At 49.9% G+C, this 26,114-nt stretch carries 20 protein-coding genes and 1 pseudogene; 20 read left to right on the top strand and 1 reads right to left on the bottom strand.

Going from position 1 to position 26,114, the window contains the following annotated elements:
* Nucleotides 1-32: 32 nt before the first annotated feature.
* From tssH to AC6I79_RS03615, 19 genes and pseudogenes are all read left to right on the top strand, one after another.
* Nucleotides 33-2,642, top strand: coding sequence for a type VI secretion system ATPase TssH (gene tssH / locus AC6I79_RS03525; protein WP_282996619.1), 2,610 nt, complete (start codon nucleotides 33-35; stop codon nucleotides 2,640-2,642).
* 29 nt (nucleotides 2,643-2,671) lie between these two features.
* Nucleotides 2,672-4,129: a serine/threonine protein kinase gene (locus AC6I79_RS03530; protein ID WP_498027574.1), complete on the top strand. Its 1,458-nt coding sequence runs from the start codon at nucleotides 2,672-2,674 to the stop codon at nucleotides 4,127-4,129.
* 16 nt (nucleotides 4,130-4,145) lie between these two features.
* Nucleotides 4,146-6,074 (top strand): type VI secretion system Vgr family protein, encoded by a 1,929-nt coding sequence (locus AC6I79_RS03535; RefSeq protein ID WP_498027575.1) that lies wholly within the window; start codon nucleotides 4,146-4,148, stop codon nucleotides 6,072-6,074.
* Between the two features lie 9 nt (nucleotides 6,075-6,083).
* Nucleotides 6,084-6,878, top strand: coding sequence for a DcrB-related protein (locus AC6I79_RS03540; protein ID WP_058757152.1), 795 nt, complete (start codon nucleotides 6,084-6,086; stop codon nucleotides 6,876-6,878).
* 3 nt (nucleotides 6,879-6,881) lie between these two features.
* Nucleotides 6,882-8,144 (top strand): polymorphic toxin type 46 domain-containing protein, encoded by a 1,263-nt coding sequence (locus AC6I79_RS03545; RefSeq protein WP_394521402.1) that lies wholly within the window; start codon nucleotides 6,882-6,884, stop codon nucleotides 8,142-8,144.
* 2 nt (nucleotides 8,145-8,146) lie between these two features.
* On the top strand, nucleotides 8,147-8,497 hold the full coding sequence (locus tag AC6I79_RS03550) for an immunity protein Tsi6 family protein (RefSeq protein ID WP_394521403.1): 351 nt from the start codon (nucleotides 8,147-8,149) through the stop codon (nucleotides 8,495-8,497).
* A gap of 770 nt (nucleotides 8,498-9,267) precedes the next feature.
* Nucleotides 9,268-9,408: a hypothetical protein gene (locus AC6I79_RS03555; RefSeq protein ID WP_394521404.1), complete on the top strand. Its 141-nt coding sequence runs from the start codon at nucleotides 9,268-9,270 to the stop codon at nucleotides 9,406-9,408.
* Between the two features lie 434 nt (nucleotides 9,409-9,842).
* Nucleotides 9,843-10,907: an ADP-ribosylarginine hydrolase Tri1 gene (gene tri1 / locus AC6I79_RS03560; protein WP_394521731.1), complete on the top strand. Its 1,065-nt coding sequence runs from the start codon at nucleotides 9,843-9,845 to the stop codon at nucleotides 10,905-10,907.
* Between the two features lie 357 nt (nucleotides 10,908-11,264).
* Nucleotides 11,265-11,735: a hypothetical protein gene (locus AC6I79_RS03565; RefSeq protein WP_394521405.1), complete on the top strand. Its 471-nt coding sequence runs from the start codon at nucleotides 11,265-11,267 to the stop codon at nucleotides 11,733-11,735.
* Between the two features lie 352 nt (nucleotides 11,736-12,087).
* Nucleotides 12,088-14,223: a type VI secretion system Vgr family protein gene (locus AC6I79_RS03570; RefSeq protein ID WP_021506800.1), complete on the top strand. Its 2,136-nt coding sequence runs from the start codon at nucleotides 12,088-12,090 to the stop codon at nucleotides 14,221-14,223.
* Nucleotides 14,224-14,225: 2 nt separating this feature from the next.
* Nucleotides 14,226-15,380: a DUF2169 family type VI secretion system accessory protein gene (locus AC6I79_RS03575; protein ID WP_282954869.1), complete on the top strand. Its 1,155-nt coding sequence runs from the start codon at nucleotides 14,226-14,228 to the stop codon at nucleotides 15,378-15,380.
* Nucleotides 15,373-16,665 (top strand): Tle-like phospholipase domain-containing protein, encoded by a 1,293-nt coding sequence (locus tag AC6I79_RS03580; RefSeq protein ID WP_021506802.1) that lies wholly within the window; start codon nucleotides 15,373-15,375, stop codon nucleotides 16,663-16,665. The genes AC6I79_RS03575 and AC6I79_RS03580 overlap by 8 nt, the downstream gene beginning before the upstream one ends.
* Before the next feature lie 7 nt (nucleotides 16,666-16,672).
* Nucleotides 16,673-17,419, top strand: a complete 747-nt coding sequence (locus tag AC6I79_RS03585) for an ankyrin repeat domain-containing protein (RefSeq protein WP_282954870.1) — start codon at nucleotides 16,673-16,675, stop codon at nucleotides 17,417-17,419.
* 134 nt (nucleotides 17,420-17,553) lie between these two features.
* Entirely contained in the window at nucleotides 17,554-18,180 is a 627-nt protein-coding gene (locus tag AC6I79_RS03590) for an ankyrin repeat domain-containing protein (RefSeq protein WP_282954871.1), read from the top strand.
* Between the two features lie 212 nt (nucleotides 18,181-18,392).
* A complete protein-coding gene (locus AC6I79_RS03595) occupies nucleotides 18,393-22,409 on the top strand; it encodes an RHS repeat-associated core domain-containing protein (protein WP_394521406.1) in 4,017 nt (1,338 codons plus the stop codon).
* 10 nt (nucleotides 22,410-22,419) lie between these two features.
* On the top strand, nucleotides 22,420-22,770 hold the full coding sequence (locus AC6I79_RS03600) for a hypothetical protein (protein ID WP_394521407.1): 351 nt from the start codon (nucleotides 22,420-22,422) through the stop codon (nucleotides 22,768-22,770).
* Nucleotides 22,771-23,406: 636 nt separating this feature from the next.
* Nucleotides 23,407-23,517 (top strand): annotated as a pseudogene (locus AC6I79_RS03605) (RHS repeat-associated core domain-containing protein); the annotation flags it as partial.
* A gap of 295 nt (nucleotides 23,518-23,812) precedes the next feature.
* Complete coding sequence (locus AC6I79_RS03610) at nucleotides 23,813-24,247, top strand: type IV secretion protein Rhs (RefSeq protein WP_236569469.1); 435 nt, start codon at nucleotides 23,813-23,815, stop codon at nucleotides 24,245-24,247.
* A 357-nt stretch (nucleotides 24,248-24,604) separates the two neighbouring features.
* A complete protein-coding gene (locus AC6I79_RS03615; RefSeq protein WP_159377905.1) occupies nucleotides 24,605-24,802 on the top strand; it encodes a hypothetical protein in 198 nt (65 codons plus the stop codon).
* Between the two features lie 46 nt (nucleotides 24,803-24,848).
* On the opposite strand, the gene AC6I79_RS03620 is transcribed toward AC6I79_RS03615, so the two are convergent.
* Complete coding sequence (locus tag AC6I79_RS03620) at nucleotides 24,849-24,917, bottom strand: SymE family type I addiction module toxin (protein ID WP_236569477.1); 69 nt, start codon at nucleotides 24,915-24,917, stop codon at nucleotides 24,849-24,851.
* Nucleotides 24,918-25,402: 485 nt separating this feature from the next.
* Here AC6I79_RS03620 and AC6I79_RS03625 point away from each other — a divergent pair, with 485 nt between their 5' ends.
* Nucleotides 25,403-25,741, top strand: a complete 339-nt coding sequence (locus AC6I79_RS03625) for a hypothetical protein (protein ID WP_159377904.1) — start codon at nucleotides 25,403-25,405, stop codon at nucleotides 25,739-25,741.
* The last annotated feature ends 373 nt before the right edge of the window (nucleotides 25,742-26,114 follow it).

Consider the following 26,114-nt stretch of genomic DNA (forward strand, 5'->3'; position numbering starts at 1 on the left):
ACAGCCTGCTTCTTTCATTAAAGAGACCCGATATGTCAGAAATCAGCCGTGCCGTGTTATTCGGCAAACTGGATACGCTGTTATTTACCTCGCTGGAAAGCGCCACCGCCTTTTGTAAACTGCGCGGCAATCCTTATGTTGAGCTGGTGCACTGGCTGCACCAGCTGATGCAGCAGCAGGATGGCGACTTACAGCGGGTGATCAGCCATTTTTCACTGGATGAAAACGCGCTGACGCGGGATATCGTCGCGGCGCTCGACCGCCTGCCGCGCGGTGCGAGCGCGGTTTCCGATCTCGCCGAACACATCGACAGTGCCGTCGAGCGCGCCTGGGTCTACGCCTCGCTGAAGTACGGTGCGACGCGCATTCGCGGCGGCCATCTGCTGATTGGCATGCTCAAAACCTTCAACCTCGCCAGCGTGCTGAAAGGCATCTCCGGCCAGTTTGGCCGTATCAATGCTGATGCGCTGCTGGAGCAGTTCGACACGCTGCTCGCCAGCAGTAAAGAAGCACAGCAGGCGCTGGTGGCACAGCCGGGCGCGGAGAGTGCCGCACCGGCAGCCAGCACCAGCACGCTGGCGCAGTACGCGCAGGATCTCACCGCGCGTGCACGCGAAGGACGCATCGATCCGGTCACCGGCCGTGATGAAGAGATCCGCCAGATGGTGGATATTCTGATGCGTCGCCGGCAGAACAACCCGCTGCTGACCGGCGAAGCGGGCGTTGGCAAAACCGCGGTGGTCGAAGGCCTGGCGCTGCGTATTGCCGCAGGCGACGTACCGGCTCCGCTGCGGGATGTGCAGCTGTGGCTGCTGGATATCGGCATGCTGCAGGCCGGTGCCGGCATGAAAGGCGAATTTGAAGCGCGCCTGCAGGCGCTGATTAATGAAGTGCAGTCCAGCCCGACGCCGATTGTGCTGTTCGTCGACGAAATCCACACGCTGGTCGGTGCCGGCGGCCAGCAGGGCACCGGCGATGCCGCCAACCTGCTGAAACCGGCGCTGGCGCGCGGCCAGCTGCGCACCATCGGTGCCACCACCTGGGCCGAATACAAAAAGTACATTGAGAAAGATCCGGCGCTGACGCGTCGTTTCCAGACCGTGCAGGTGCAGGAGCCGGATGAAGCCAAAGCGATTCTGATGCTGCGCAGCACCGTCAGCGCGCTGGAGAAGCATCATCAGGTACTGCTGCTGGATGAGGCGGTCAGCGCGGCGGTGAAGCTGTCGCACCGTTACATTCCGGCGCGCCAGCTGCCGGACAAAGCGGTGGCGCTGCTGGACACCGCCTGCGCACGCGTGGCGGTGAGCCAGGGCGCACAGCCTGCGGCACTGGAAGATTGCCTGCATCGTCTGGCCGCGCTGGAGATTGAAGCGGAGATCATTGCGCGCGAAAGCAAAGTCGGGCTGGGCGATGCGGCGCGTTCGCAGGCGGTTGCCGCCCAGCGCGCAACGCTGGAAACCGAGCGCGATGCGCTGCAGCAGCGCTGGCAGCAGGAGCGTGAACTGGTCGATCAGCTGATTGCGCTGCGGGCGCGCTGCGTGACGGAGGGCGAAGCCGCGCTGCGCGATGAGCTGGACGCGACGCAACAGCAGCTGCAACAGCTGCAGGGCGAAGCGCCGCTGCTGTTTGCCGCCGTGGATGCCAGCGTGGTGGCCGCCGTGGTCGCAGACTGGACCGGGATTCCGCTGGGGCGCATGGTGAAAAACGAAATCGACGCGGTGCTCAATCTCGCCGATACGCTCAACCAGCGCGTGATTGGCCAGCGTCACGGTCTCGATCTGATCGCCAAACGCGTGCGCACCTCACGCGCGCGCCTCGACAATCCGAACAAACCGGTCGGCGTCTTTATGCTGTGCGGTCCCTCCGGCGTCGGCAAAACCGAAACCGCGCTGGCGCTGGCCGAGTCGCTGTACGGCGGCGAGCAGAACATCATCACCATCAACATGAGCGAGTTTCAGGAAGCCCACACCGTTTCCACCCTGAAAGGCGCACCGCCGGGCTACGTGGGCTATGGCGAAGGCGGCGTGCTGACCGAAGCGGTGCGGCGTCGTCCCTACAGCGTGGTGCTGCTGGATGAGATTGAGAAGGCGCATCCGGATGTGCACGAACTGTTCTTCCAGGTGTTCGATAAAGGCTGGATGGAGGATGGTGAAGGGCGCCATATCGACTTCCGTAACACCATCATTATTCTGACCTCCAACGTCGGTACGCAGCTGATCAGCGCGATGTGCGCCGATCCGGAGCTGATGCCGGATCCGGAAGCGCTGAGCACCGCGCTGCGTAAACCGCTGCTGGAGGTCTTCCCGCCAGCGCTGCTGGGTCGCCTGCTGGTGGTGCCGTATTACCCGCTGAGCGACGCGATGCTGGCGGAAATCGTCCGGCTGCAGCTGGGCCGTATTGTTCAGCGCCTCGCCGACAACCACGGCATCAGCGCGCAGATTGACGATTCGGTCATCAGCCAGATCGTGCAGCGCTGCACGGAAGTGGAGTCCGGTGGCCGCATGGTCGACGCCATCCTTACCAATACCCTGTTGCCGCAGATGAGCCAGATGCTGCTCAGCGCCCACGCCCGCGATGAACGCTATCGTCGCGTGCAGGTACGCTGTGAGCAGGGCGAGTTTGTTTGCCAGTTCGATGTCTAAAGCCGTTAGTGATCAGAGAGTTTTCGAAAATGTCGGAACACGATAATCCCCTCAACGTACCCAACGCTCTGCCGGTGGGTTACCGTTTCAATGAGTTTGAAATTAAAGAAGTGATCGGTGGTGGCGGCTTTGGCATTGTTTATCGTGCCTGGGATCATCAGCTGGAGCGTGATATCGCCATCAAAGAGTTTATGCCGGCTTCGCTGGCGGTGCGCAGCGATGATCTGAATCTGGTGCTGCGCAGCGAACGCTTCAGCAAAACCTTTCATGCCGGGCTGAACAGCTTTATTCAGGAGGCGCGCCTGCTGGCCCGCTTCAACCATCCAAATCTGTTGCACGTGCTGCGTTTCTGGGTGCAGAACGACACCGCTTACATGGGCACGGTGTTTTACAGCGGCACCACCTTATCGAACCTGCGCGAGCGCAATCCGCAGCTGGTGGATGAAGCCTGGATTCGCCGCCTGCTGCCGCCGCTGCTGGGTGCGATCAAAACCATCCACGACGCCGGTTACCTGCACCGTGATATCTCACTGGATAACATCCAGATTCAGAGCAGCGGTGAGCCGGTGCTGCTGGATTTTGGCTCTGCGCGTAAAACCATTGGTAACCTGTCGGATGAGAGCGAAACCATGCTGCGTCCGGGCTATGCGCCCATTGAGCAATACAGCGATAACGACGAAAGCGAACAGGGCGCGTGGACGGATATTTACGCGCTGGGCGCGGTGCTGCATACGCTGATCACCGGGGCGCCACCGCCGGTGAGCGTGGTGCGCAGCATTGAAGATAACTACCAGCCGCTGGCCGCGCGCCGCCTGCCGGGCTACTCCCAGGCATTGCTGACGGCGGTAGACAGCGCGCTGGCGCTCAAACCGGAAGATCGGCCGCAGGATATTGATGCCTTTGCCGGGCTGATGGCGCTGCCAGAGCGCGAACCGGAACCGCTGCTGAGCGCCAAAATCAGTGGACCGGGCACCATGCTGGTGCCGGTGGAAGAGGCGAACGAAGCCGAAACGCTTTCGCCGGTGAAATCGCTGCTGCGCCATCGCTTTGCGCTGCCGGGACTGGTGGCCGCGGGCGTGCTGGTGGGATTGTGCGTGGGGCTGCTGATGTCCGGGGGCGATGAGCCTGCGGCGCCGGCAGAGACGGTGCAAAACAGCGCGCCAGCTGCTGATCCGGCAGTTTCAACGTCAGCGCCGTCAGCGCCAGCCGCAACGGCAGCGGTAACGCCGGAAAAACCGCGCGAAGCGGAGCCGCAACCTGCTCCGCCGCCGGAGCCGGTCGCGCAGGTTTACATCAAGCTGCAGCAGGGCGAACGCGTCCAGGTGAATGGCAAACCGCAGGCGCTGGTGCCTGCCGCCAACGGTTTTGCCGCGCTGCAGCTGGCGCCAGGCAATTATACCTTTGCCATCAGCGGCCAGGGCGGCACGCGCGAGCAAACGCTGACCATCAGCGAAGAAGGCGTCTGGTTGCTCGATCCACACAGTTAATCATCAGGGATTTATTATGTTCTCACGCATCACCGCACAGCTGCCGATGGACGGCCTGCTGTTCTGGAAACTCACCGGCGCCGAGGCGCTGTCGCAGTCGTTTGAGCTGAACGCCGAGCTGCTGGCCACCGATGCGCGCATTGACCGTCACGCGCTGCTGGGGCAGCCGGTCACGTTCACGCTGCCGACGCAGAGCCTGCTGTCGCCGCGCTATCTCAACGGCAAAATCACGCGGGTGGCGGTGCGCAGCGAGGAGCTGAGCGGAACGCGCTACGCGGTGTACCAGCTGCGGGTGGAGCCGGACCTGTGGCCGATGCGACGGGACCGCAACCTGCGGATATTCCAGGGACAGACGGTGCCGCAGATAGTGCAGACGCTGCTGCAGGAGAACGGGGTAAACGTGGAGACGCGGCTGGGCAGCAGCTACCGGGTGTGGGAGTACTGCGTGCAGTACCAGGAGAGCAGCTTCGACTTCATCAGCCGGCTGATGGAGCTGGAGGGGATTTACTACTGGTTCCGCCACGAGGCGGAGCGTCACGTGATGGTGCTGTGCGACGGGGCGGACCAGCACGAGGCGTTCGCGGGCTACGAGACGATACCGTACCACGTGACGGCGTCGGGCGGGAGCGTGACGGAGGAGGGCATCAGCCAGTGGTCGCTGTGCGAGAGCGTGACGCCGGGAATGTACAGCACGGACGACTACGACTTCCGCAAGCCGAACGCGTGGATGCTGCAGGCGCGGCAGAACCCGGTGTCGCCGGTGCCGGGGGCGGTGGACGTGTACGACTGGCCGGGCCATTTTGTCGACCACAGCCACGGGGAGTTTTACACGCGCATCCGTCAGGAGGTGTGGCAGGTTGCGCACCACAGCGTGAGCGGAACGGGGACGGCGACGGGCATCGCGCCGGGGTACCGGTTCGGCATCGTGAACGCGCCGCACTTCAGCGACAACGGGGAGTACCTGGTGACGTCGGCGCGGTACGACTTCGAGGAGAACGGGTACGCGAGCGGCGGCGGCGGTGCGCGGCACAACATCGCGTTCACGGTGCTGCCGTCGTCGGTGACGTACCGGGCGGAGCCGGCGACGGCGTGGCCGAAGACGCACGGGCCGCAGACGGCGAAGGTGGTGGGCCCGGCGGGAGAGTCAATCTGGACGGACCGCTACGGCCGGGTGAAGGTGAAGTTCCACTGGGACCGCCTGGCGAAGGGCGACGACACGAGCTCGTGCTGGGTGCGGGTGTCGAGCGCGTGGGCGGGCCAGGGCTTCGGCGGCGTGCAGATCCCGCGGGTGAACGACGAGGTGGTGGTGGACTTCATCAACGGTGACCCGGACCGGCCGCTGATCATCGGTCGCGTGTACAACGAGGCGAGCATGCCGCCGTGGGCGCTGCCGGCGGCGGCGACGCAGATGGGCTTTTTGAGCCGTTCGAAGGACGGCACGGCGGACACGGCAAACGCGCTGCGCTTCGAGGACAAGGCGGGCGAGGAGCAGGTGTGGCTGCAGGCACAGCGTAACCTGGACACACACGTTAAGAATGATGAAAGTCATAATGTCGTGAATAACCAGATTATCACCGTAGGTGCTAACCATGACACGCGTGTACAAGGCGATCATAGCATCGGCACGCAGGGGGATAGCAAAACACTGACGAAGGGCAATCGTACAGAAAGGGCTCTGGCCTCTTATATTATTGCTGCTGGCGACAGCGTGCGAATTGAATGCGGTCTTAGCGCAATTGAATTAACCAAAGAGGGTGAGATTAATTTCATTGGTAAAAATTTCAATCTCACTGTAGATAGCAAAGGCCAAATTAACACTAAAAGCGGAGAGTTACACTTAAATCCAACGGGTGGTTCTGCAGCTATCGTGGCACCCGGCAGCGGACATAAAGAAGTCATTAAGAACGAAATTGATCAATATTTTTCTTCATCTGAGGGTGATTAAGGGATAAGTATGGCAATTTATACTCTACAGGAAGCATCCCTGGAATTACCAGATGTATTTAAAGATAGAACCATGAACCTGTTTACGCTGAGTGAAAATAACGCCAGCGAATTTACATTTGTAGTATCTCGGGCATCCGCCTTGCATGATGATACTGTGCAGAAAGTTGCTGCCCGGGTAATTCAGGAGATGAGCACTACCGTTCAGGCATTCAATAGCGTTACATCACAACTTATCGTGGTTGATGGTTTACCAGCGGTTGAAGCTTTTTATCATTTTGAGAATGGTGGTGTACAAATATGGCAAAAGCAAACCATTCTCCTGCTTGATGATGAACCTGGCGGGAAGAAAATTGTCTGTTATATAGGGACTTGTCCGGGACATTTCAGTGAATATTATCAAAAGCAGTATCGGGCAATTATAGATAGCATTAAGTTTAATTCACGGAATAGTGAGGTTGGGTCCGCTCCCGTTGCCTCTGACTCTTCCGATATATTTTTCTCTCTCGACAATGATACGAAAATACTCACCGCACATGAGGGCGTCAATGCACTTTATCAACACGTTGATTTAAAGAGGGCATTGAATGGTAGTTATTTATTCTATGATAAAGCAGGAAATCCTCTCCATATCGCCGCGTTAAATAATGAAGAACCTCTCCGTTATGCGCTCTGGACTTCCGTGGGCAAAAATCTCTCATCTTTAACTCAAATGATTGGGATCGCTAAAGCGATTGAGGGACCAGAAGAATTAAGTGGTGAGAAGCAAATTCTTGCTTTTCTTCAGAGGCACAGGGATGAATAAATCATGGCGGAATTCAATGCGGCCAGAGAGCAGGACGACGTAGCGCATACAGCTTCTGAAGGATGGATGATAGCCGGTCTTATCGGCGGAGCGATACTTGGAGCTGCGGCTGTGGTTGTTACTGGCGGTGCGGCGTTGATCGCGGTATCCGCTGCGGCGGCAGGAGCTTGTGCAGCAGGTGGGATAGGCGAAGTACTGGGTAGTATGTCCTGGGCACCACGACATAACACCGGTAAGCTCATGTCTGGCTCTCCTAACGTTTTTATCAACAGCAGAGCAGCGATACGTGCCCATTTATCCAAAGGGACCTGTGATGAACACAGTGGTTCGCTGCAATTGGTCGCAGAAGGTTCAGATAAGGTCTTTATCAATAATTACCCAGCCGCACGCATCGGTGACCGTCTAACCTGTAGCGCCGAGATAGCCAGCGGATCTGCCAACGTTTTTATCGGCGGAGGGAAGTACCAGACCGATGACATTAATCCGGAAATTCCTGGCTGGGTTAACTGGATCATGATGGGAGTTGGAACGGCTGCCGTTGCAGTTTTAGCTTCGCCAGCCATAGCATTACTTGGATTAGCCGGCGGGATCGGCGGTGGCTATGGCGGCAGCTGGATTGGTGGCAGGCTCTTCGGTGAAGGATCGGATGGGCAAAAATGGTCTATGCTGGCAGGGAGCTTCATTGGCGGCGCTGCTGGCGGCAAAGGCGGGATGAAGTTTGATGGCTGGCGGGCAGGCGAACTACCACAGCCAATCGAAACAACTGCTGCCCATGTAGAAATATCTCCACGGCGTGCAGAATTGAATGAAAAATTTGGACGCACTGGAGATTTAAATAAAGATATTACGATTCGGGGTAATAAAGAAATAGCTCGGGATTGGTTAGAGTCCAAAGGCTTCGATCCCCAGCAAATTAAAGATTTTGATAATGGAATTGATTATTCGCAAAGAGTAAGTATCGAAACATTCAACAGAAATAAAGTTCTATATCAAAATCAAGTGCCTGGTGGGCGTCAGGGAAATTGGTATGCATTAAGTGAAGATGTTAAGCCTACCAGGCTTGGTATCAATCCAAAGGGTACTATCTATGGAACTGAAAATGTGGTTGATAAGGTAGTTAAGCCTTATACTATACAGCATAAGGTCGAGATGTTGCGGAGTACGTCACTGCCTGCACTTGATACATGGTCGGTTAAGAACAAACCATACCAAACAGAAGGTGGAGCAATACAGTTGCTCTCGAATGAAAAAAGCGCGTTGAGGTGAAAATGGAAAAAAATGAATATACCGCTCTGGATTATATCAATAATGCTATAGAGGCAACTAATAAAAGAGCTGCGGAAAAGCCAGACTTCATACTGTTTCAAATTGCTTTGGAACAACTTATTTATATTAAAAAAATTTTAACTGGCCAAGAGAAAGATAAAAGCCCCATACATAGTATGACTTTAGGTAGTCTAGCGTCAAAAGAATTTGATACAACAGATCCAGAACTTGCGAAGCATCTTTCAAATGCAAATTATATTGCCTCACAAATTGGTGCAGGGCTTAAAGTTATCCTTCCTCATCAGGTCGATCCCGAATATGAGAAAAGGAAAAAAAGATACCTTAAAGGTTAGAGGGGAGTATACGATAATTAAATATATGTTAGTGTGTGGGATGGAGTGACCGTTTATTTTAAATCAGGAGGCGCACAAATGCGGTTTAATTTAGAGCGTCCCTTTGCTAAAGCTAAGCGCAATCTCCAGTTCAATTAATTATCCAATAATGTGATTTGGTCCTAATGCTTAGACGTTTAGCTTCGTTAGTTATTGCTTGAGATGCCTAAGCGCTGGGAACAGTGGTGGCTATGCTAGTAATCGTTGAATCGCCTTGGATAATCAAGATACTTTTGAGTCGTTGGTAATATCGTTTTTAATATTCTGTCAGTAGTATCTTCCCGCTCAAATCATGTTTACGCTTACTGTTATAAAAAATCGTTATGATCAAAAATATCGCTGTGTGCTTCTTCCAGCGTTATGTAAATATTTTCTTTATCAGTCGTAAAGTGGTGACTTGGTCAGGAGTGATTTTTAAACTTGGGGGGGAAATAGTTAAAAATTCCTGATGGCAACGAGTGGGGTGCCAGGGACACTGGCCCCATATGGCTTCCGGGTGGCAAACCACTAAATGGTGATTGGGAGGCAGTAGTGTCTACTAAAGGTGCGGAAAAGGCATTCATTACGAAGTTTATGATTTCAAAACTGGAGAGATTGATGATAAAGGGTGTTTTGATTTATGAGAAAAAGGTGACTATGCAATTGTCGAAGCTAATGATGGTTTTATATTGAAAGTATTGACCTCTAATTTTTATGAAAATTCTCATCTTGATGTAAGTAAGGGTTTTTTGATGGGTATCGATGATTTAATTAAAGAGAGAAACTTCAATGAAATGATTTCTTTGGCTGGTGATGTAAAGAAAAACTACAACTCTTACATAGATAAAGAAGTCAGGCGGGTTAATGTCATAGGCAAAAGTTTAATTGTGTGATTGTGCATTGTGAAATTAATAGTAGCAGTAAACTCATGGGATTTCACGCTGTATAAATGTGATGATTTATATTATGTTATGAAAGTTATTTTCAGTGAGGGGGATTTTAAGATAGATATTGAGAGATATTTTATTGTAACTGAATTTATTAGTGTCAATGCCACTAATGTTGAAGAACTTAAACATCTTTCAAGTAAGATAAGGGAGAGTTATTATCTTTTTAGAGGGAATGAAATAAGCAAAAAGGATTTTAATTTTATTTAAATTTAAATAATTCTGTTTTATATTAATGCATAAACCTGCAAAAAAAGAAACTTCATGCAAAATATTCTGATGAAGCTGAAGTCTTATAGCCATTTAATGCTTATTTTAAATCTATTGATAAAGTTAATAGTTGTGGTAAGGCAGTTTTAGTTTATTTATAAGGAACTATGATGATTGACTTACATGGATCTGATGATGTTATTAATCAGTACGCCGAAAGATATCATCACCTTTTGCCTGTAAGTAAAAGACAGGCATCTCGTTCTCCAGAAGGGCAGGATGCGCTAAATCAACCTGATTGGTATGAAAGCTACCCTCAGTTAAATACAGATGTTGATGCATTGGACCGGGCAAAAGGAGCTTTTCTGGGATTAGCTGTTGGCGATGCTGTGGGTACGACGTTAGAGTTTAAAATTAGAGATAGCGCCTATGTAGAAGATATGGTAGGCGGAGGCCCTTTTAAATTAAAGCCTGGTGAATGGACGGATGATACATCAATGGCTATTTGTTTGGCAGAAGCCTGTATTGAATCGGGGCGCGTTGATATTAATTTATTCCGCGATAAGATGGTTGACTGGTATAAACATGGTGTTAATAGCGTTAACGGCTATTGCTTTGACATTGGTAATGCGACGCGCTATGCCCTGGAGCAATATATGGAGAAAGGTGGGAGCTGGTTTGGAAATACGGCGAAAAATACTGCAGGTAATGCGGGATTAATCAGGCAAGCGCCAGCAGTCATTCTTAATTGGCGCTCATTGCAGGATATCTATTTCGCTACCAAAGCGCAAAGTATGGCGACGCATGCAGCTGCAGAATCATTATCGGCATGTAATTTTCATGGCTACCTTCTTCATATGTTGATCAATGGATGCAGTAAAGATGCTGTTTTTTCCCCGCATCTTATGCCATTAGTTTCAAGGGTGCTGATAATAAATGCCGGTGAGTACAAAAGTAAGCAGCGAGAACAAATTCGTTCAAGCGGATATGTTATAGACACGCTTGAGGCAGCTATGTGGGCTGTGTGGAATACTAATAATTTTCGCGACGCTATTCTCCTGGCCGCGAATTTAGCAGACGATGCTGATAGTGTTGCTGCTACAGCAGGGCAAATAGCAGGAGCTTTATATGGTTATTCTGAGATCCCTCATGAATGGCTTGATAAGTTAGCACAACGAAAAAAGTTAGAGTTGATGGCAGAGAAATTGTTTCTCATGGGATGTGAAAATGCTTGATGACAAACATCTTAACTTCATTTTTAGATGCATTGTCCTTAGGGTGGTAATTATATATTTTAATAATGAAAATTAGATTGATTCTCATCTGTCTCTTGTATGATACGGTAGTATATTTTCGACGGTGGTGGACCTTGGATACTTTGGGTATTTTTAATTATCAGTGTCTCTCTCAAGAATTTTTTTACCGATGCTATAAGTAGTCGAAGCGCCAGAAGTGATATTCGTAACTCTGGCCTTATGGTTTCAAAATAATTTTAAGCTGCGGGTTCAAAATGTGCCAGGCATCTGCTCAGTGAAATTATATTGCCGCTCAAATAAATTGTGAGCTGAAAGATTAGTGACTGGAAAATGGTTTTGGTTGGTGATAATAAAAGTGGTGGCAGCAGTATGGGGATCGCAGCGTTTTTATTTTTCTTATTGGTGACGATATATTTTATCTGGAGTAGTAAGGTTTCCTATGGAGGAAAAACACTGGCTGGCATAGGGAAAGCTTTTATTGGGATCTTTATCGCCATTATCGCTATCGGGTTTGTGCTTAAAGGACTGGCAGCGATAATCCCAGGTTTTACCAGGGACGCCGCAGGGGATTTAATGGAAGCGTTAGGTGTGTCTTTGGTTTTTATATGGGGGATGAGGTTTATGCTTGTTGCGTTGTGCAATATTTTTGGCGCAATTATGAATTTTCACAAGAAATATAATGCTGAAAATTACATAAGGTTTTCACCGGCTATCAATAAACTGACGCCAGGGCTGTTCATTTTTTCAAAGGTCATTCTTTCTCTTGGAGCTATAGTGATTTTTTACGGTATTTGGCTGGCAAACTAAATTAAGAAGGGGAACCGATTATGATTATCGATATAGACTCTGCTTTTCCTCTTGCGCTGGTTTTTTCTAAAGAAGAGATCGGGCAGCACTTCTGAAAATGCCTTTATGCTTCGGTCAGAGAAAAAATGCTGCATTACCGGGTTGTGCTGCCAAAAAGATTCAATCCAGCGGAACATTGCCCGGTCGCGGTCAATACCCGGCTCATCGGACAGTTCCCGAATATGAAATAAGAAAAAAGCACTACAAGACCGGGTGTTAATTTTTAGCGTAATGCTTATATGCTGCATTTCACGCTATGGCGTTTAACCTCCCCCGATGACTCAATCATTTAAATAAGTTACGGAATCTGCTTATGTTCTCACGCATCACCGCGCAGCTGCCGATGGACGGCCTGCTGTTCTGGAAACTCACCGGCGCCGAGGCGCTGTCGCAGTCGTTTGAGCTGAACGCCGAGCTGCTGGCCACGGACGCGCGCATTGACCGGCACGCGCTGCTGGGGCAGCCGGTCACGTTCACGCTGCCGACGCAGAGCCTGCTGTCGCCGCGCTACCTCAACGGGAAAATCACGCGGGTGGCGGTGCGCAGCGAGGAGCTGAGCGGGACGCGCTACGCGGTGTACCAGCTGCGGGTGGAGCCGGACCTGTGGCCGATGCGCCGGGACCGCAACCTGCGGATATTCCAGGGTCAGACGGTGCCGCAGATAGTGCAGACGCTGCTGCAGGAGAACGGGGTGAACGTGGAGACGCGGCTGGGCAGCAGCTACCGTGTGTGGGAGTACTGCGTGCAGTACCAGGAGAGCAGCTTCGACTTCATCAGCCGGCTGATGGAGCTGGAGGGGATTTACTACTGGTTCCGCCACGAGGCGGAGCGCCACGTGATGGTGCTGTGCGACGGGGCGGACCAGCACGAGGCGTTCGCGGGCTATGAGACGATACCGTATCACGTGACGGCGTCGGGGGGGAGCGTGACGGAGGAGGGCATCAGCCAGTGGTCGCTGTGCGAGAGCGTGACGCCGGGGATGTACAGCACGGACGACTACGACTTCCGCAAGCCGAACGCGTGGATGCTGCAGGCGCGGCAGAACCCGGTGTCGCCGGTGCCGGGGGCGGTGGACGTGTACGACTGGCCGGGCCATTTTGTCGACCACAGCCACGGGGAGTTTTACACGCGCATCCGCCAGGAGGTGTGGCAGGTGGCGCACCACAGCGTGAGCGGAACGGGGACGGCGACGGGCATCGCGCCGGGGTACCGGTTCGGCATCGTGAACGCGCCGCACTTCAGCGACAACGGAGAGTACCTGGTGACGTCGGCGCGGTACGACTTCGAGGAGAACGGGTACGCGAGCGGCGGCGGCGGAGCGCGGCACAACATCGCGTTCACGGTGCTTCCGTCGTCGGTGACGTACCGCGCGGAGCCGGCGACGGCGTGGCCGAAGACGCACGGGCCGCAGACGGCGAAGGTGGTAGGCCCGGCGGGGGAGTCAATCTGGACGGACCGCTACGGCCGGGTGAAGGTGAAGTTCCACTGGGACCGCCTGGCGAAGGGGGACGACACGAGCTCGTGCTGGGTGCGGGTGTCGAGCGCGTGGGCGGGCCAGGGGTTCGGCGGGGTGCAGATCCCGCGGGTGAACGACGAAGTGGTGGTTGACTTCATCAACGGTGACCCGGACCGGCCGCTGATCATCGGTCGCGTGTACAACGAGGCGAGCATGCCGCCGTGGGCGCTGCCGGCGGCGGCGACGCAGATGGGGTTTTTGAGCCGTTCGAAGGACGGCACGGCGGACACGGCAAACGCGCTGCGCTTCGAGGATAAGGCGGGCGAGGAGCAGGTGTGGCTGCATGCTGAGAAAAATATGGACACCGAGGTGGAAAATGATGAAACCCACTCGGTTGGTAGTAATCGCACTAAAACCATCGGCGGCAACGAAACCACTGAGGTTAAAAAGAACCGCACTGAAACCGTCGATCAGAACGAAACCATTACCATTCACCAAAACCGTACGGAAACAGTGGACGGCAATGAAACCATCACTGTGCACAGTAACCGCACTGAAACGGTTGATCAGAATGAAAATGTGCGTATTGGTCAGAATCAGTCAGTGACCATCAATGGCAACCAAACGCTGAAAGTCGATCAGACGAAAACTGAAACGGTCGCATTAGCCTCGATGTTAAATGTCGGGCTGGCGCAGAATACCAATATTGGTGCTGCTTATGTACTCAATGTAGGGGCCGGCTGGATGACTAACGTGGGTGCGATGCAAATGCACAACGTTGGCATGAAATATTCACTTAATACCGGGCGGGACATTGGCCTTTCAGCAGGAACATCGGCGGAGTTTAGTGCGGAAGACAAGATTACCCTGGTTTGTGGCGAATCGATGATCGTGCTCGAACAGAACGGCACCATTACCATCAGTGCAAACAAAATTAAGCTGGTTGGTGAGAAGGTGATAGACATTGACGGAACGCAGATAGATATCAACTAACTATGGAAAATTTTGTCAACTATAGTGCTTTCCCGGCACAGCTTTTTGAGTCGATAGACCAGCACGATCATGGATTTAGTGTGCTGGTAACACGCGTCAGTTACGATCTGGATATTCACAGCGGCCAACTTACGTTATGCGAAGATCAGGGTGAATTGGTTGAACAGGATGAATATTACGATGAGCCGGGCAGAAGCAGTGTTCGATTCGAGAGCGATCTGGCACCCTTTAAGCCGCGTTTGGATGTCATTATCAACGGTAGTGCTCACGCTCCGGAAGGTAAGCCGGCGCGTCATTTCACCGTCGGAGCGCGTATTGGCGATTTTACTCGTTTACTAAACGTGTATGGCCCACGCGAGTGGCGCAAAATGGTGACTAGCTGGCAATTAAGCGAGGCTAAAGCGATCACTGCTCTCGAATTACGTTACGAGCATGCGCAGGGCGGAATGTTCCGCTTAGATCATGGCGACGAGATTGCATCCGCCACTAATAGCGTCGGTGTTGGCTGGCTACCCGCCAGGGCGCAGAAACAGCTTAAGTTACAGCGTATCGCAGCGCCACAGTTTGAATTACTGCCCCAGCCGATTAAAAACATTGATGATGAAACCTTGCCTGCCGGTTTTGGTTTTTATGGTCGTGGCTGGAAACCGCGTATTGGCTTTGCCGGTACTTATGACGAGGCGTGGAAGCAGCAGCGTCATCCTTTTCTGCCGCAGGATTTTCGCTTTGATTACTGGTGTGGCGCTCATCCGTGGATGCAGTTTCCATTACCCAAGCCGCTGTCACATATTCCGGTTACGCTAAAAAATCTTATCTCACAACAGGATAAGCCCGGACAGGAAATCAGTTTTTCAGTACCGGTTGAAACCTTATTTGCCTTTGTCACCACACAACTGGGGGCTGGAGTAAGCTACGATTTGCAGCTGGACACGCTGGTGGTTAATTTGCCCGAGCGCAAAGTGCACTGTACTTATCGCACAGTGTTTTCTGAATTGCTTGAGGCAGCAGTAACAGAGTTACGCTTCATCACCGCAAAGGAACGTAAGGCGATAGTGCAGAAGGCACAACAACAAATCGCGGATACCAATGACGATAGTTTTACCCCGCTGCCGCCTTCACTGGTAGGGCTCATCTCGCAGGAGTCAGGTCATGGCTGATAATTACGCTGCACGCAAGGATGGTGTGTATAAGGTGGTGGGATTACTACCCGATTTGTGTTTCACCCCCGGCATTCAGCCGCCAGTGCCATATCCGGTTACTGCCACACTGGCACCCTCGAAAAGTACGGTGGAAAGCGTACGCTTCAATGGCCACCCGGCATTCGTCTATGACATTAGCTTTGTGCCGACGACTATTGGAGATGCGGCCGGGCGTAACAAGGGCGTAGTCAGCGGTACAGTTGAGGGTGACTGCTGGTCAATTGAGCACAGTCCGGATACCTATATCGGTGGTTTTCCCCTCAACCGCGTACAGGATATCTTTGCCATGAACGGCAAGGCCAAGGGAGGGCGCGGCGGTAATCTGACCAAAAAAGAAACCTGGGAGCGACGCAAGGCGCTGATAGCAAAAGGTAAGCAGAGCAGTGACCCAAAAGTTCGGGCAGCCGCTGAAAGGCTGGAACTGAATAATACGGGGATGGAAAAAGCGAGACTTGCCGACTATGTTTATGAACCACGTGATCCCACTAAGCCTATGCCAGAAATACCTGAAGGCTGGAGTGATATTAGTAATGATCCTGAAGCTCTAACCAAATATGGTTTGTCACCGCGTGACTTAAATGCGCCCGGTGCACCGCAATTCAAAGCTAAAGTCTATGCTCCAGATAAAGAAGTATTTGGAGATGATATGTCTGCTTCAGTGGTTTTTCGGGGTACTCAGTCTGGACCTGACTGGGCAGCCAATGCGCAGCAAGCATTAAATCTTCCCACCCCATACTATAAGCAGTCAGTGGAAATTGCGTCTCAGTTGGAAAACACCACGGCTAAGATTGACTGCGTTGGGCATTCACTTGGAGGAGGCATGGCTTCAGCTTGCTCTAGGGGAAGCGGAAAACCAGGCTGGACATTCAATGCGGCAGGATTAAACAAAAATACTGTTAATAAATATGGTGGTAGCGTAATAGATCGCACCGTTGAAAATGAAAACATAAACGCTTATCGCGTTAAAGGTGAGGTTTTAACGTCGGCTCAAGAGCCTGGCTTGTGGGGAGGCGCGCTGGTCGCTACTTTAGGTGGTGTAGGGGCATTACTGGGAGGTGTTGTAGGAGCTGCTATTGGTTCAACTTTAGGGATGATCATAGTTGCTCTGCCTGCTGCACTTGGATTAAAACACGATATGGATGGTGGCGTAGGAAATCCAGTCAATAGGCACTTCATGAGTCAGGTTATCCCCTGCATAGAAGCAGAAAAACAGGCTGATGAAGAAACATTAAGTACATTATGAGGGTTGTATGATAAAAAATATCAAAAATATCATGAGGTTATTTTTATTTATTCCTTTTGCTATAATGTCTAATATAGGATGTGCAAGTATGAAAGTGTCTGAGCCAGAGGCTTATTTTAGCGGCGAGCAGCTGCAATTGGCCCAAGCGATTAAAGAAGGGAATATTAAAGAAGTTGAAGCCTTATCTTCTAATGTGAATTTAAATAAGCCAGGTGGTGAGGACATGACTATACTGGTTTATTCATTGCTCGTAGCAAGTAGTAATGATACAAAAACGGGCTTTGATATCATCTCTTTACTAGTTAAGGCCGGGGCAGATCCACTATTTAATATACCAAATTACGGAAGTGCGGCTGAGGTGATGGCGACTTCAGACGATCCTCGTTACCTGAAGGCATTAATTGATGGCGGTCTGGATAAAAATGCAGTGAGCAATTATCGTCCGCTAATTATTAATGCAACTTCCCACCATTCAAGAAAAGTGCTGGAATATCTGGTCGGTATCGGTGCTGATGTAGATCAACCTGACTCAGCTGGCAAAACTGCACTGATGGTGGGATTGGGGAGGTATGATTTAGATGAAGTTGATTTCCTGTTACAACATGGTGCAAATCCTAACGTAAAAAATAAAGCAGGCTGGGGTTTTAGAGAAATGCTACAGAAAAAAATTGAAAAAGGCGACAATGATACTACAATGAAAAAACTTCTCGACATCAAAAAAATAGCCGAAAGTAAAGGCATGAGGACCTTTTAAGAAGGAAAGGGAGTGCTAAAAATTATTACAGGGACGTACTGCATAAAGTTCTTTGCTTTCGTATTCATTCTTCTTGTTGTGAATAAATGTCTGGCTAAGGCTGTTTCAGCTGAAAATAATTCTCAGGTTATGCTTTGAAAGCCGCTGTTGCTATCAGAGAGGGAAACGCTTTTGCAGTGGATACCTTAGCTAAGGTCGATATCCTGAATATGTCAGGCAAGAAGGGAATGACACTTTTGATGTACGCGCTTTTAACCGCAACAAACAAAAAAACAGATGCCAGTTTTCAAATCGTAACCGAACTGGTAAAGAAAGGCGCGGATCCATTGTACATTATTCCTCAATATGGCAGTGCTGCAGATGCTATGGCCCGCTCAAACGATCCCCGCTATCTTAAGGCATTGATTGCGGGTGGTCTTGATAAAAATGCTGTTAGTAGTGCACGTCCATTAATTATGAACGCAACGTCAGAAAACTCAATGCCTGTGCTGGAATATCTTGTCAGTATAGGTGCCGATGTTAATAAGCCCGATACCGCTGGTAAAACGGCGCTTATTTTTGCTTTGACAAGAATGGACCTCGATCAGGTTGAATACCTCTTACATCATGGCGCCAACCCAAACGCAGTGACAAAAGCGGGATGGGGGTTTAGCAATCTACCCGAAGACATGCTTAAAAAGGAAGGTAAAAACAATGATGCTACGGCACTTAAATTAATGGAAATCAAAAGACTTGCTGTTGCTAAAGGCATGCGGATTTGAGTTTAAACTTTACTGTTGTTACCTCTTAATTTATGGGGTTCTATGATTTCTCCACAAAAGATATTACCTTCAGCCTGAAATCTCAACCTACAGTTTAGTTAGTCACCATTTTAAATGGCGGCTGCGTCAACGTTACTTTACCTTTTATTAATCTGAAAGTACCCGCACATATCCTTACTCATTAATACCTGAATTTCCTGCACGGAGCTCCAATGGCAACCGGAAACACGATTGGTAAATTACAATATGCGCCTGCGCCCCAGGGTCACGTTACGGCGGGCAGTGCCAACCCGCCAAAAAAGAAAAGCTGGTGGAGCGATTATGGCGACTGGGTGCACACTGGCCTGGATGTCCTTGGCGCAGTACCCGTCATTGGTGCCGTAGCAGACGGCGCTAACGCTGCCATTTATACCGCTGAGGGCGATTATGGCAACGCGGCACTTTCAGCTGCCTCAGCTGCAGCCAACTTTGTGCCTGGGGGTGGAGCCGCTTTTAAAGCGGGTAAGCTGGCAGCGAAAGCTGGCAAAGCGGTTGAGGCGGCAAAAGTCGGGAAAACCGTCGCCAAAGAAAGCACAGCACTGGCTGAAAAGGCTGCAGTGAAGGCAGAAAGTTCTGCGGCCAGAGCAGAAACCAAAGCAGCAAAAAAAGAAGCTGACGAAGTTATTAAAGCGAAAAAGGCCGGCAGTAATAAAGGCGGAAATGATAAAGGACATGGGCAGAAAAAAACTGAGCCCTGCAAAATTCCGCAGAGGCCATTGCCAGAGGTTGAGATGGCAATTGGTAGTCCGGTAAATCCTTTACTGGGTATTAAATTACTTTTTGACGATCATGATAAAGATTTTTCTTTTCCCGCTGCGGTACCGCTTAACTGGCAGCGTTTGTATTTCTCCGACGAAACAGGTAACGGCTGGTTAGGTCAGGGGTGGTCTTTACCTTTCGCTCAGGAATTACGCAAAGACAACGAACTGCTGATTCTGGTTGATGAACAGGGTCGAGAAATTGATTTTCCCTGGCCACAGCCGGGTCGGGAGCCGCAGTTGCATCGCTATGAGCAGCTATCACTTTCCCAGCCACAGCCGGGCGAGTTTTGCATTTCTACGCCTGATGAAAGCCAGCACTGGCACTTCTCTCATCAGGCAGGAGAGGGCCGCTGGCTACTTACGGCAATCAGCGATCGCCATGGTAATCGCCTCACTCTGCAGTACAACGCGCAACATCAGCCGATAGTAATTACTGACAGTGCAGGGCGACGCTTCAATATTACCTTTACCCGACTGATGCTTGATGAAGATCGAAGCGTTGAACGTATCACTGCCGTAAGCGTTTGTTATCCATCTGCCCCCCTGAGTGCCGAAAAGCTCTGCAGCTATGATTATTCTTCTGAAGGAGATTTAAGTGCTGTTCGCAATGAGCATGATGAGGTGCTGCGTGAATTTCGTTATCGGAATCATGTAATGGTGGCACATCGTCGTGCGGGCGAACTTGAGTGTTTCTATCACTACGATAAACACGCACCGGATGGCAAAGTACTGGCGCATCGTGACTGTCTTGGCGGTGAATGGCGTTTCGACTACGCCAGTAACAGTACAACCGTCACTGACGCATTGGGCCGCGTCACGCGCTATGACTTTGACGATAACCACGAGTTAACCGGTTTTCGTGATGCTTCGGGCGGCTATATCCGCATTCGCCGTAACGCGCGTGGACAGATAATACAGCTTACTGATCAGGCTGGCCGTGTGACGCGTTATCGCTATGATGAGCGCGGTAACTGCACTGCCGTTATCGAACCGGATGGCCAGACGACACGCTTTGACTACCATGCTCGCTGGAACCTGCCAGTGCGGGTTACAAACATGCTGGGCGGTATTCGCGAATACCATTATGACGTTGCAGGCAGCCTGATTCGCTTCACTGATGAGATTGGCCGCATTACCGAATATAACCATGACGATCAGGGTAACCTGGTTCGTATCCGCGACGCGGCAGCAGGTGTTCAAAAGCTGAGCTGGAACAGCGCCGGCTTTTTAACTAGCCATACCGATTGTTCCGGACGCACCACATGCTTTGATTATGACAAGTACGGCTGGCTCAGGCAGCAAACTGATGCCGCAGGCAACGTTACCAATCTTTATAACCGTCGTGATGGCCTGCCACAGCGCATTGTGCATGCGGATGGCGGTGTCGAGCGCTTCGAGTTTGACCGCTGGCAGCGCCTGACAGCCTGGTATGACGCACAGAACCAGGCAACACGCTGGACGCTGGCGGGGGACGGTCTGCCGTTGACGCGAACAGATGCGCTCGGTAACCCTATTAGCTATGAATACGATCGCGCACGTCGTCTGGTTGCTCTCATCAATGAAAATGGCACGCGCTATAGCTTCAGTTACGATGTGCATAACAATCTGATCGGTGAACAGAGGTTCGATGGTTCTGCCACCTATTATGAATATGATGCCAGTGGAAATGCGCTGACGCGTACCGAGCGAGGCAACGGCAGCGGCCCGGAAATTCGCACGCATTATCGGCGCGATAACTGCGGCAGGCTGCTTGAGAAGCTGGTGGCACGCGGCGGAGATGCAAAGTGGCAGCGTACCCGCTTCAGTTACGATGCGCTGGGACGTCTGACAACTGGCGTCAATCACGGCGGACGTGTGGAGCTGGAGTGGGATGATGCCAGCCAGTTGCTGGCGGAGCGCAGCCTGATTCGTGGTATTAATTACGAGCTGCGCCATCAGTATGACGAGCTGGGTAACCGTACTCATACCAGGCTACCGGACGGTCGTGAGCTGAGTAACCTTTATTATGGCAGCGGTCACCGCGTGCAGGTCAATTTTGGCGGTCGCGTCATCAGCGAAAGCGAACGTGACATGCTGCACCGTGAGGTGCGCCGTACCCAGGGAGCGCTGGCCAGCGAGTATGTTCATGATGAGATGAGCCGGCTGGTGAGTCAGCGCGCTATGCGCGGTGACAGCACGGCGGTGGCACGTGATTATGTATGGCAACGCAACGGCCAGCTGATGCAGATGGTCGATCACTACACCGGTGACCACCGCTATGAATATGACGCACTGGGCCGACTCACGCGAGCGCAGGATGAGCGGTTTGCTTTTGACCCCGCACATAATTTGCTGAGTGAGGTCGGCGCGCCGCCGCTGAAGGATAACCGTCTAAGGGTGCACGAAGACCGGCGCTGGGCGTATGACAGCTTTGGCAACGTGGCTGAGAAGCGCATTGGTCGGCACACGGTGCAACAGTTTTCCTGGAACGCCGAGCACCAGCTGACAGAGGCGGTAAGCACGCGTAACGGCACAGAACAGCGCACTACTTACGGCTACGATGCGTTCGGCCGTCGCAGCTGGAAACGTGACGCCTTTGGCGTGACGTGCTTTATCTGGGACGGCAACCGTCTGCTGAGCGAAGTGCGTGGCTCGCGCCAGCATATCTGGATTTATGAAGACGAGAGCTTTGCACCACTGGCACAGATCAGTCTGCAGCAGGGTGAAACGGAGCACGCAGCGCAGGTACACTGGTATCATAATGACGTTGCAGGCATGCCGCGTGAGCTGACCAGTGCGGATGGTAGTGTAGCGTGGCGGGCAGAGTACCGGGCGTGGGGCAACACGGTGCGGGTAGAGCATGCGCAGACGCGCCATGCTGAGCCAGTACACCAGCCGCTGCGCTATCAGGGCCAGTACTACGATGCAGAAACGGGTTTGCACTATAACCGGTTCCGCTACTATGATCCGGATGCGGGGCGGTTCATCAGTCAGGACCCGATAGGGCTGGCGGGTGGGCTAAATCTTTATCAGTATGCGCCGAACCCGCTGAACTGGATCGACCCGCTGGGGTTAAGAAAATGTGATCCTGAAAAATGGGATGTAAGTTCTCATCAAAGTAATAAAAATGCTGTTAAAGGTAAAAATCTTGGACTGGACTCTCATCATGTTGGTCAGAAGAATATTATGAAAGATCTGGTTGAAGGATATGATCCTGCGACAGCTCCAGCCATATTAGTTCCTCGAGTCGGCCACACCGTATCTAAAGAAGGATTAGGCATTGTATCCAGAAGTAAAATAAATCCCAAGACTGGATTGCCATTTGCAAATGCCAGAGATGTCGTAGCGAGGGATATAAGGGAGTTAAGAAGGGTATATCCTGAGATACCAAATAGTAAACTTCAGGAACTTATCAAATTGAACAAGTCTATGTATCCTGAATTAAGATAAAGAGGCATGTATGAATCTTGACGAACAAGTAGTTAATGCTATCTTCAAAGAGTTGTTTGAAGATAACTCCGAGCGTTATAGGCAGTCTCTCAGCAAACCAGTAAATAATGATACTGATACCTATGGTAAAGCAAGAAATGCTCTGGCTAATCTAAGTCAGGCAGAAAAGGAATGTATATTTAAATTTATAGATCTCGCGATCGCCGATAGTGCTTCGGTCATATTAGGTACTCTGGATGGTTCTCATTACCCTGATAATATTGATGGTGATTTTATTGTGATCTATAAAGATGATGAAATACAAGGAAGCCTGCAAGATATATTTATAGAAAAAGCTGAAAGTAAAGGTATATATAATTAAAAAAAGCCGGAAGCGATCTTAACGATCCTTCCGGATTTTTATTAAAAATCTTGGTGGAATGGATCATATCCAGCCGATGCGAAATGGTAATTTCAGAAGCTCTTTCCCTAAAGACATGACATGGCATCATGTTGACATGCCTGCCACACCACAACTTGCTGATTTTAATAGTTATAAAAGTTAGTACAAGATTTATCATCCTGATGGTGCCGGGGGTGTAACAAATGGCGTGGCGGAAAAAAATGCAGAAAATAAAGGAGGTTAAATGATTGCTATTTAATATTTTGATGAGATGCTAAAGAAATACAAAGGGCTTCCGGATGTAGGTCGGCTATATGTGGACAGTTCATTTGATACGGAGTCTAGGGACGATATTTATAATGGAAAGTATTATCATTAAGAGAATGAAGATGAAGAAATTGATTTTGTAAATTAATATGATGATTTTTTAGACGCTCCAATGTTTACTGCTTTAATCGAAAATTACCTTGTAAAAAGCCCTGGTTCGACGAAACTCGATCTTTTCGAAGCCACGTTTTGTTATCTTGAAAATGATGACTTCTTAATGGACTAAAAAAATGGAGGCGATCTCAACATTCCCTCCGGCTTTTTCTTTTAAGCTGCCATGTTCTGTATGCGGGGCGGTTCATCAGTCAGGACCCGATAGGGTTGGCGGGTGGGCTGAATCTTTATCAGCATGCGCTGATCTCGCTGAACTGGATCGACCCGCTGGGGTTGACTAAGTGTAAGGATAGTTTGAGCAAGCCAGAAACAAAGCACTAAAGTGGCTTGAAGAAAGAGGCTTCAAGGCTGAAAAAGTTAACACAGGGAAGTTTGGATCTACCAGAGGCAAGCCTGTAGGAATGACGACTTCAGATGGTAAAACCGGATTCAGAATAGAATATGATGAGCGTAGTGGCGCTCATATAAATGTATTCAGCGGTAAAGAAAAAGGTGAGCATTATCTATTTGAAGCTACGGAGTCATCGGTGAAAAGACTGCAGAGATTATTTGACTTGCCATCAAAATTATGGAGAGCAAAGTGACTTTAGAACAGGATGTGTTATCAGATATGGATGGCTTTTCTCCAAGGCCAATAATTATTAATGAATGGGAGCCTGTTGCGGATATTCTTTCTGAAGCTTTTCAATGGAAAGGTTCAAAAATTGATTGGGATTCTTTATTAAGACATGTTGTACGGCCAATTAAATTTGATTCCATGCAGGTTGATTTTGATGTTAAAGAGTTCATAAAAGATAGTGGCTTATATGAATTCTTAAACAAAAAGGATAAAATTTACTATATCAATGATTCCTCACTTGATTTTGCGGTTTCTCTGGATCCGAAGATTTTCCTTGAGTTTGTGGTTTATGTGATTCACAATATTCCTCAGCATCACTATTTTTTTGACGAAAGTGCAAAATGGTGCTTAGCTATCACTTCTGAAGGTTATATTGATTTCGGTGTTAGGAATTAGTTATTGCAGCCATTGATTGTGATTAGAGCCTGTAAGTAATTATTTATAACAGCCCAATGCTTAAAGGTTAGCGCTCATGGGTCTACATTATTCAATGAACTGAAATTCATTGCCTGTCGCCAGTACTGAACCGGCAACTCTATTTTTGACGCATCCTTCATAGTCAGATAAATAGTATTTTGCACTGATTTATTAGTAGAGAACACCTGGCCTTTCTTTATATGTGCTTGGATCATGCTGTTTAACTATCCGATAGCGTTAGTTGTATTGATAGCTTTGGGGCTTATCCGGCGGATAATTGATTAACATTTTATCAAGTTTAGTATTGGATCGGGCTTATCATTTTTGAGGCTGAATATGCAAAGAAAAGAACTTATAGAGTTAATTGAAAAAATCCAGCGTGGTGAAGGCACAGAAGAAGAAGCGGATAATGATATTGACTTTCTTTGTAGAAGCGTTGCAGATCCTCAGGCTGCAAATTATATCTTCCAGGAAGATCTTAGTGCTGAGGAAATAGCTGACAAAATACTGGACTATAAACCTATCCAGTTATAAAAACGAAGTCGGAAGCTATCTGAATGATCCTTCCGGCTTTTTTACTTTAGCTGCCCGCCGTCAGGATCAGGCAGCCCTGTTCCACCGTCACCTTCTGACCCACCTCAAACCCCATCTCAGCCAGCCACTTCCCGGCAAGGTTTACCTGCGGCGTGCTCCGTCTCCTCTGTGCGGGCGGTATCCCACAACATACTGCCGTTCTGTCTTTGCCGCTTTATCTGCGGCGGTGCCTGACTTAGAATGCGTTCCAGCCATCATAACTACCTCACTTAGTGGTTGTGGTGAGCAGCCTGGCGGTAGCACATTGAGGACGAATCCAGGCACAAGGCTTGTCCCTTGAAGAATCTGTTTCATGGAGCCAAGACCCCCCCCTTACGGCAGATGATGCTAAGAAAATGATGATGGAGCTTAAGGGAAAGTTAAAAAACGTGATTTAACGCTAAGAAACGAGGCATTCCAAAAGGCAGAAAAATTCATAACTAATGCTAGTAAATGTGGGGGAGCTGATGCACCTGTAAGTAAAACATTTATGGTAAAAGACACTAAGCATGAACGCGTAGATATTGAAATTATTTCTGGGAAAGAATTTTTGGAGTGAATATGTTTAATAATTACCTTGTTAATGTGAATGAATATTTGGAACTGGAGTCTTCATTGCGAAATTTCTTTTTAAGCATTGTAAACAATGGAAACACAGTGGACTGCCCATATTACAATACCACCTTTTCAAATGGAACGCCGTTCATGGATGGTGATCCTATATTTTCAGCGAGAAAGAAAAATAATGGCGATGTCATTAAGGTTGTTTTAGATGAAGATACTGTTTCAATTACCGAGTTTGATAACCAAGTAGATGGTTCTTCCATCCATGTTATAGTTGCTAATGTCTCTTCTTTGGAGTTAATTAAAAAAAGAATTATTGATTGGTGCGTAAATTAAGAAGTATCTAAAGCAAAATGATATATGGCTGTATAAATTGGAAGTGACAATGATGAACTATATAGATATTCATTTTTAATACTGGAGACATTATTGGCTAAATATGATGTCAGTTTTGGATGTGGATAATTTTAATTTTGCTGAAGTAATCAAATCACAGATATAATCATCGCAAAACAGTCCAGTGTTGAAAGAAAATAAAGAAATTATTATTTTTTTCTCTACGTCTGTAATGATTATGAAGAGTCTCGACTTGCTGGTGTTTTATATTGGCTTCAAAGAGAGGTCAGTTTTATGAGTTTTAGTCTAAAAGTTTCAGTGAACTAGGAACGAAACTAGCACTATGATTCATAATTTAGCCGAATAACATTCT

Source organism: gamma proteobacterium symbiont of Scutellera amethystina (assembly GCF_059730845.1).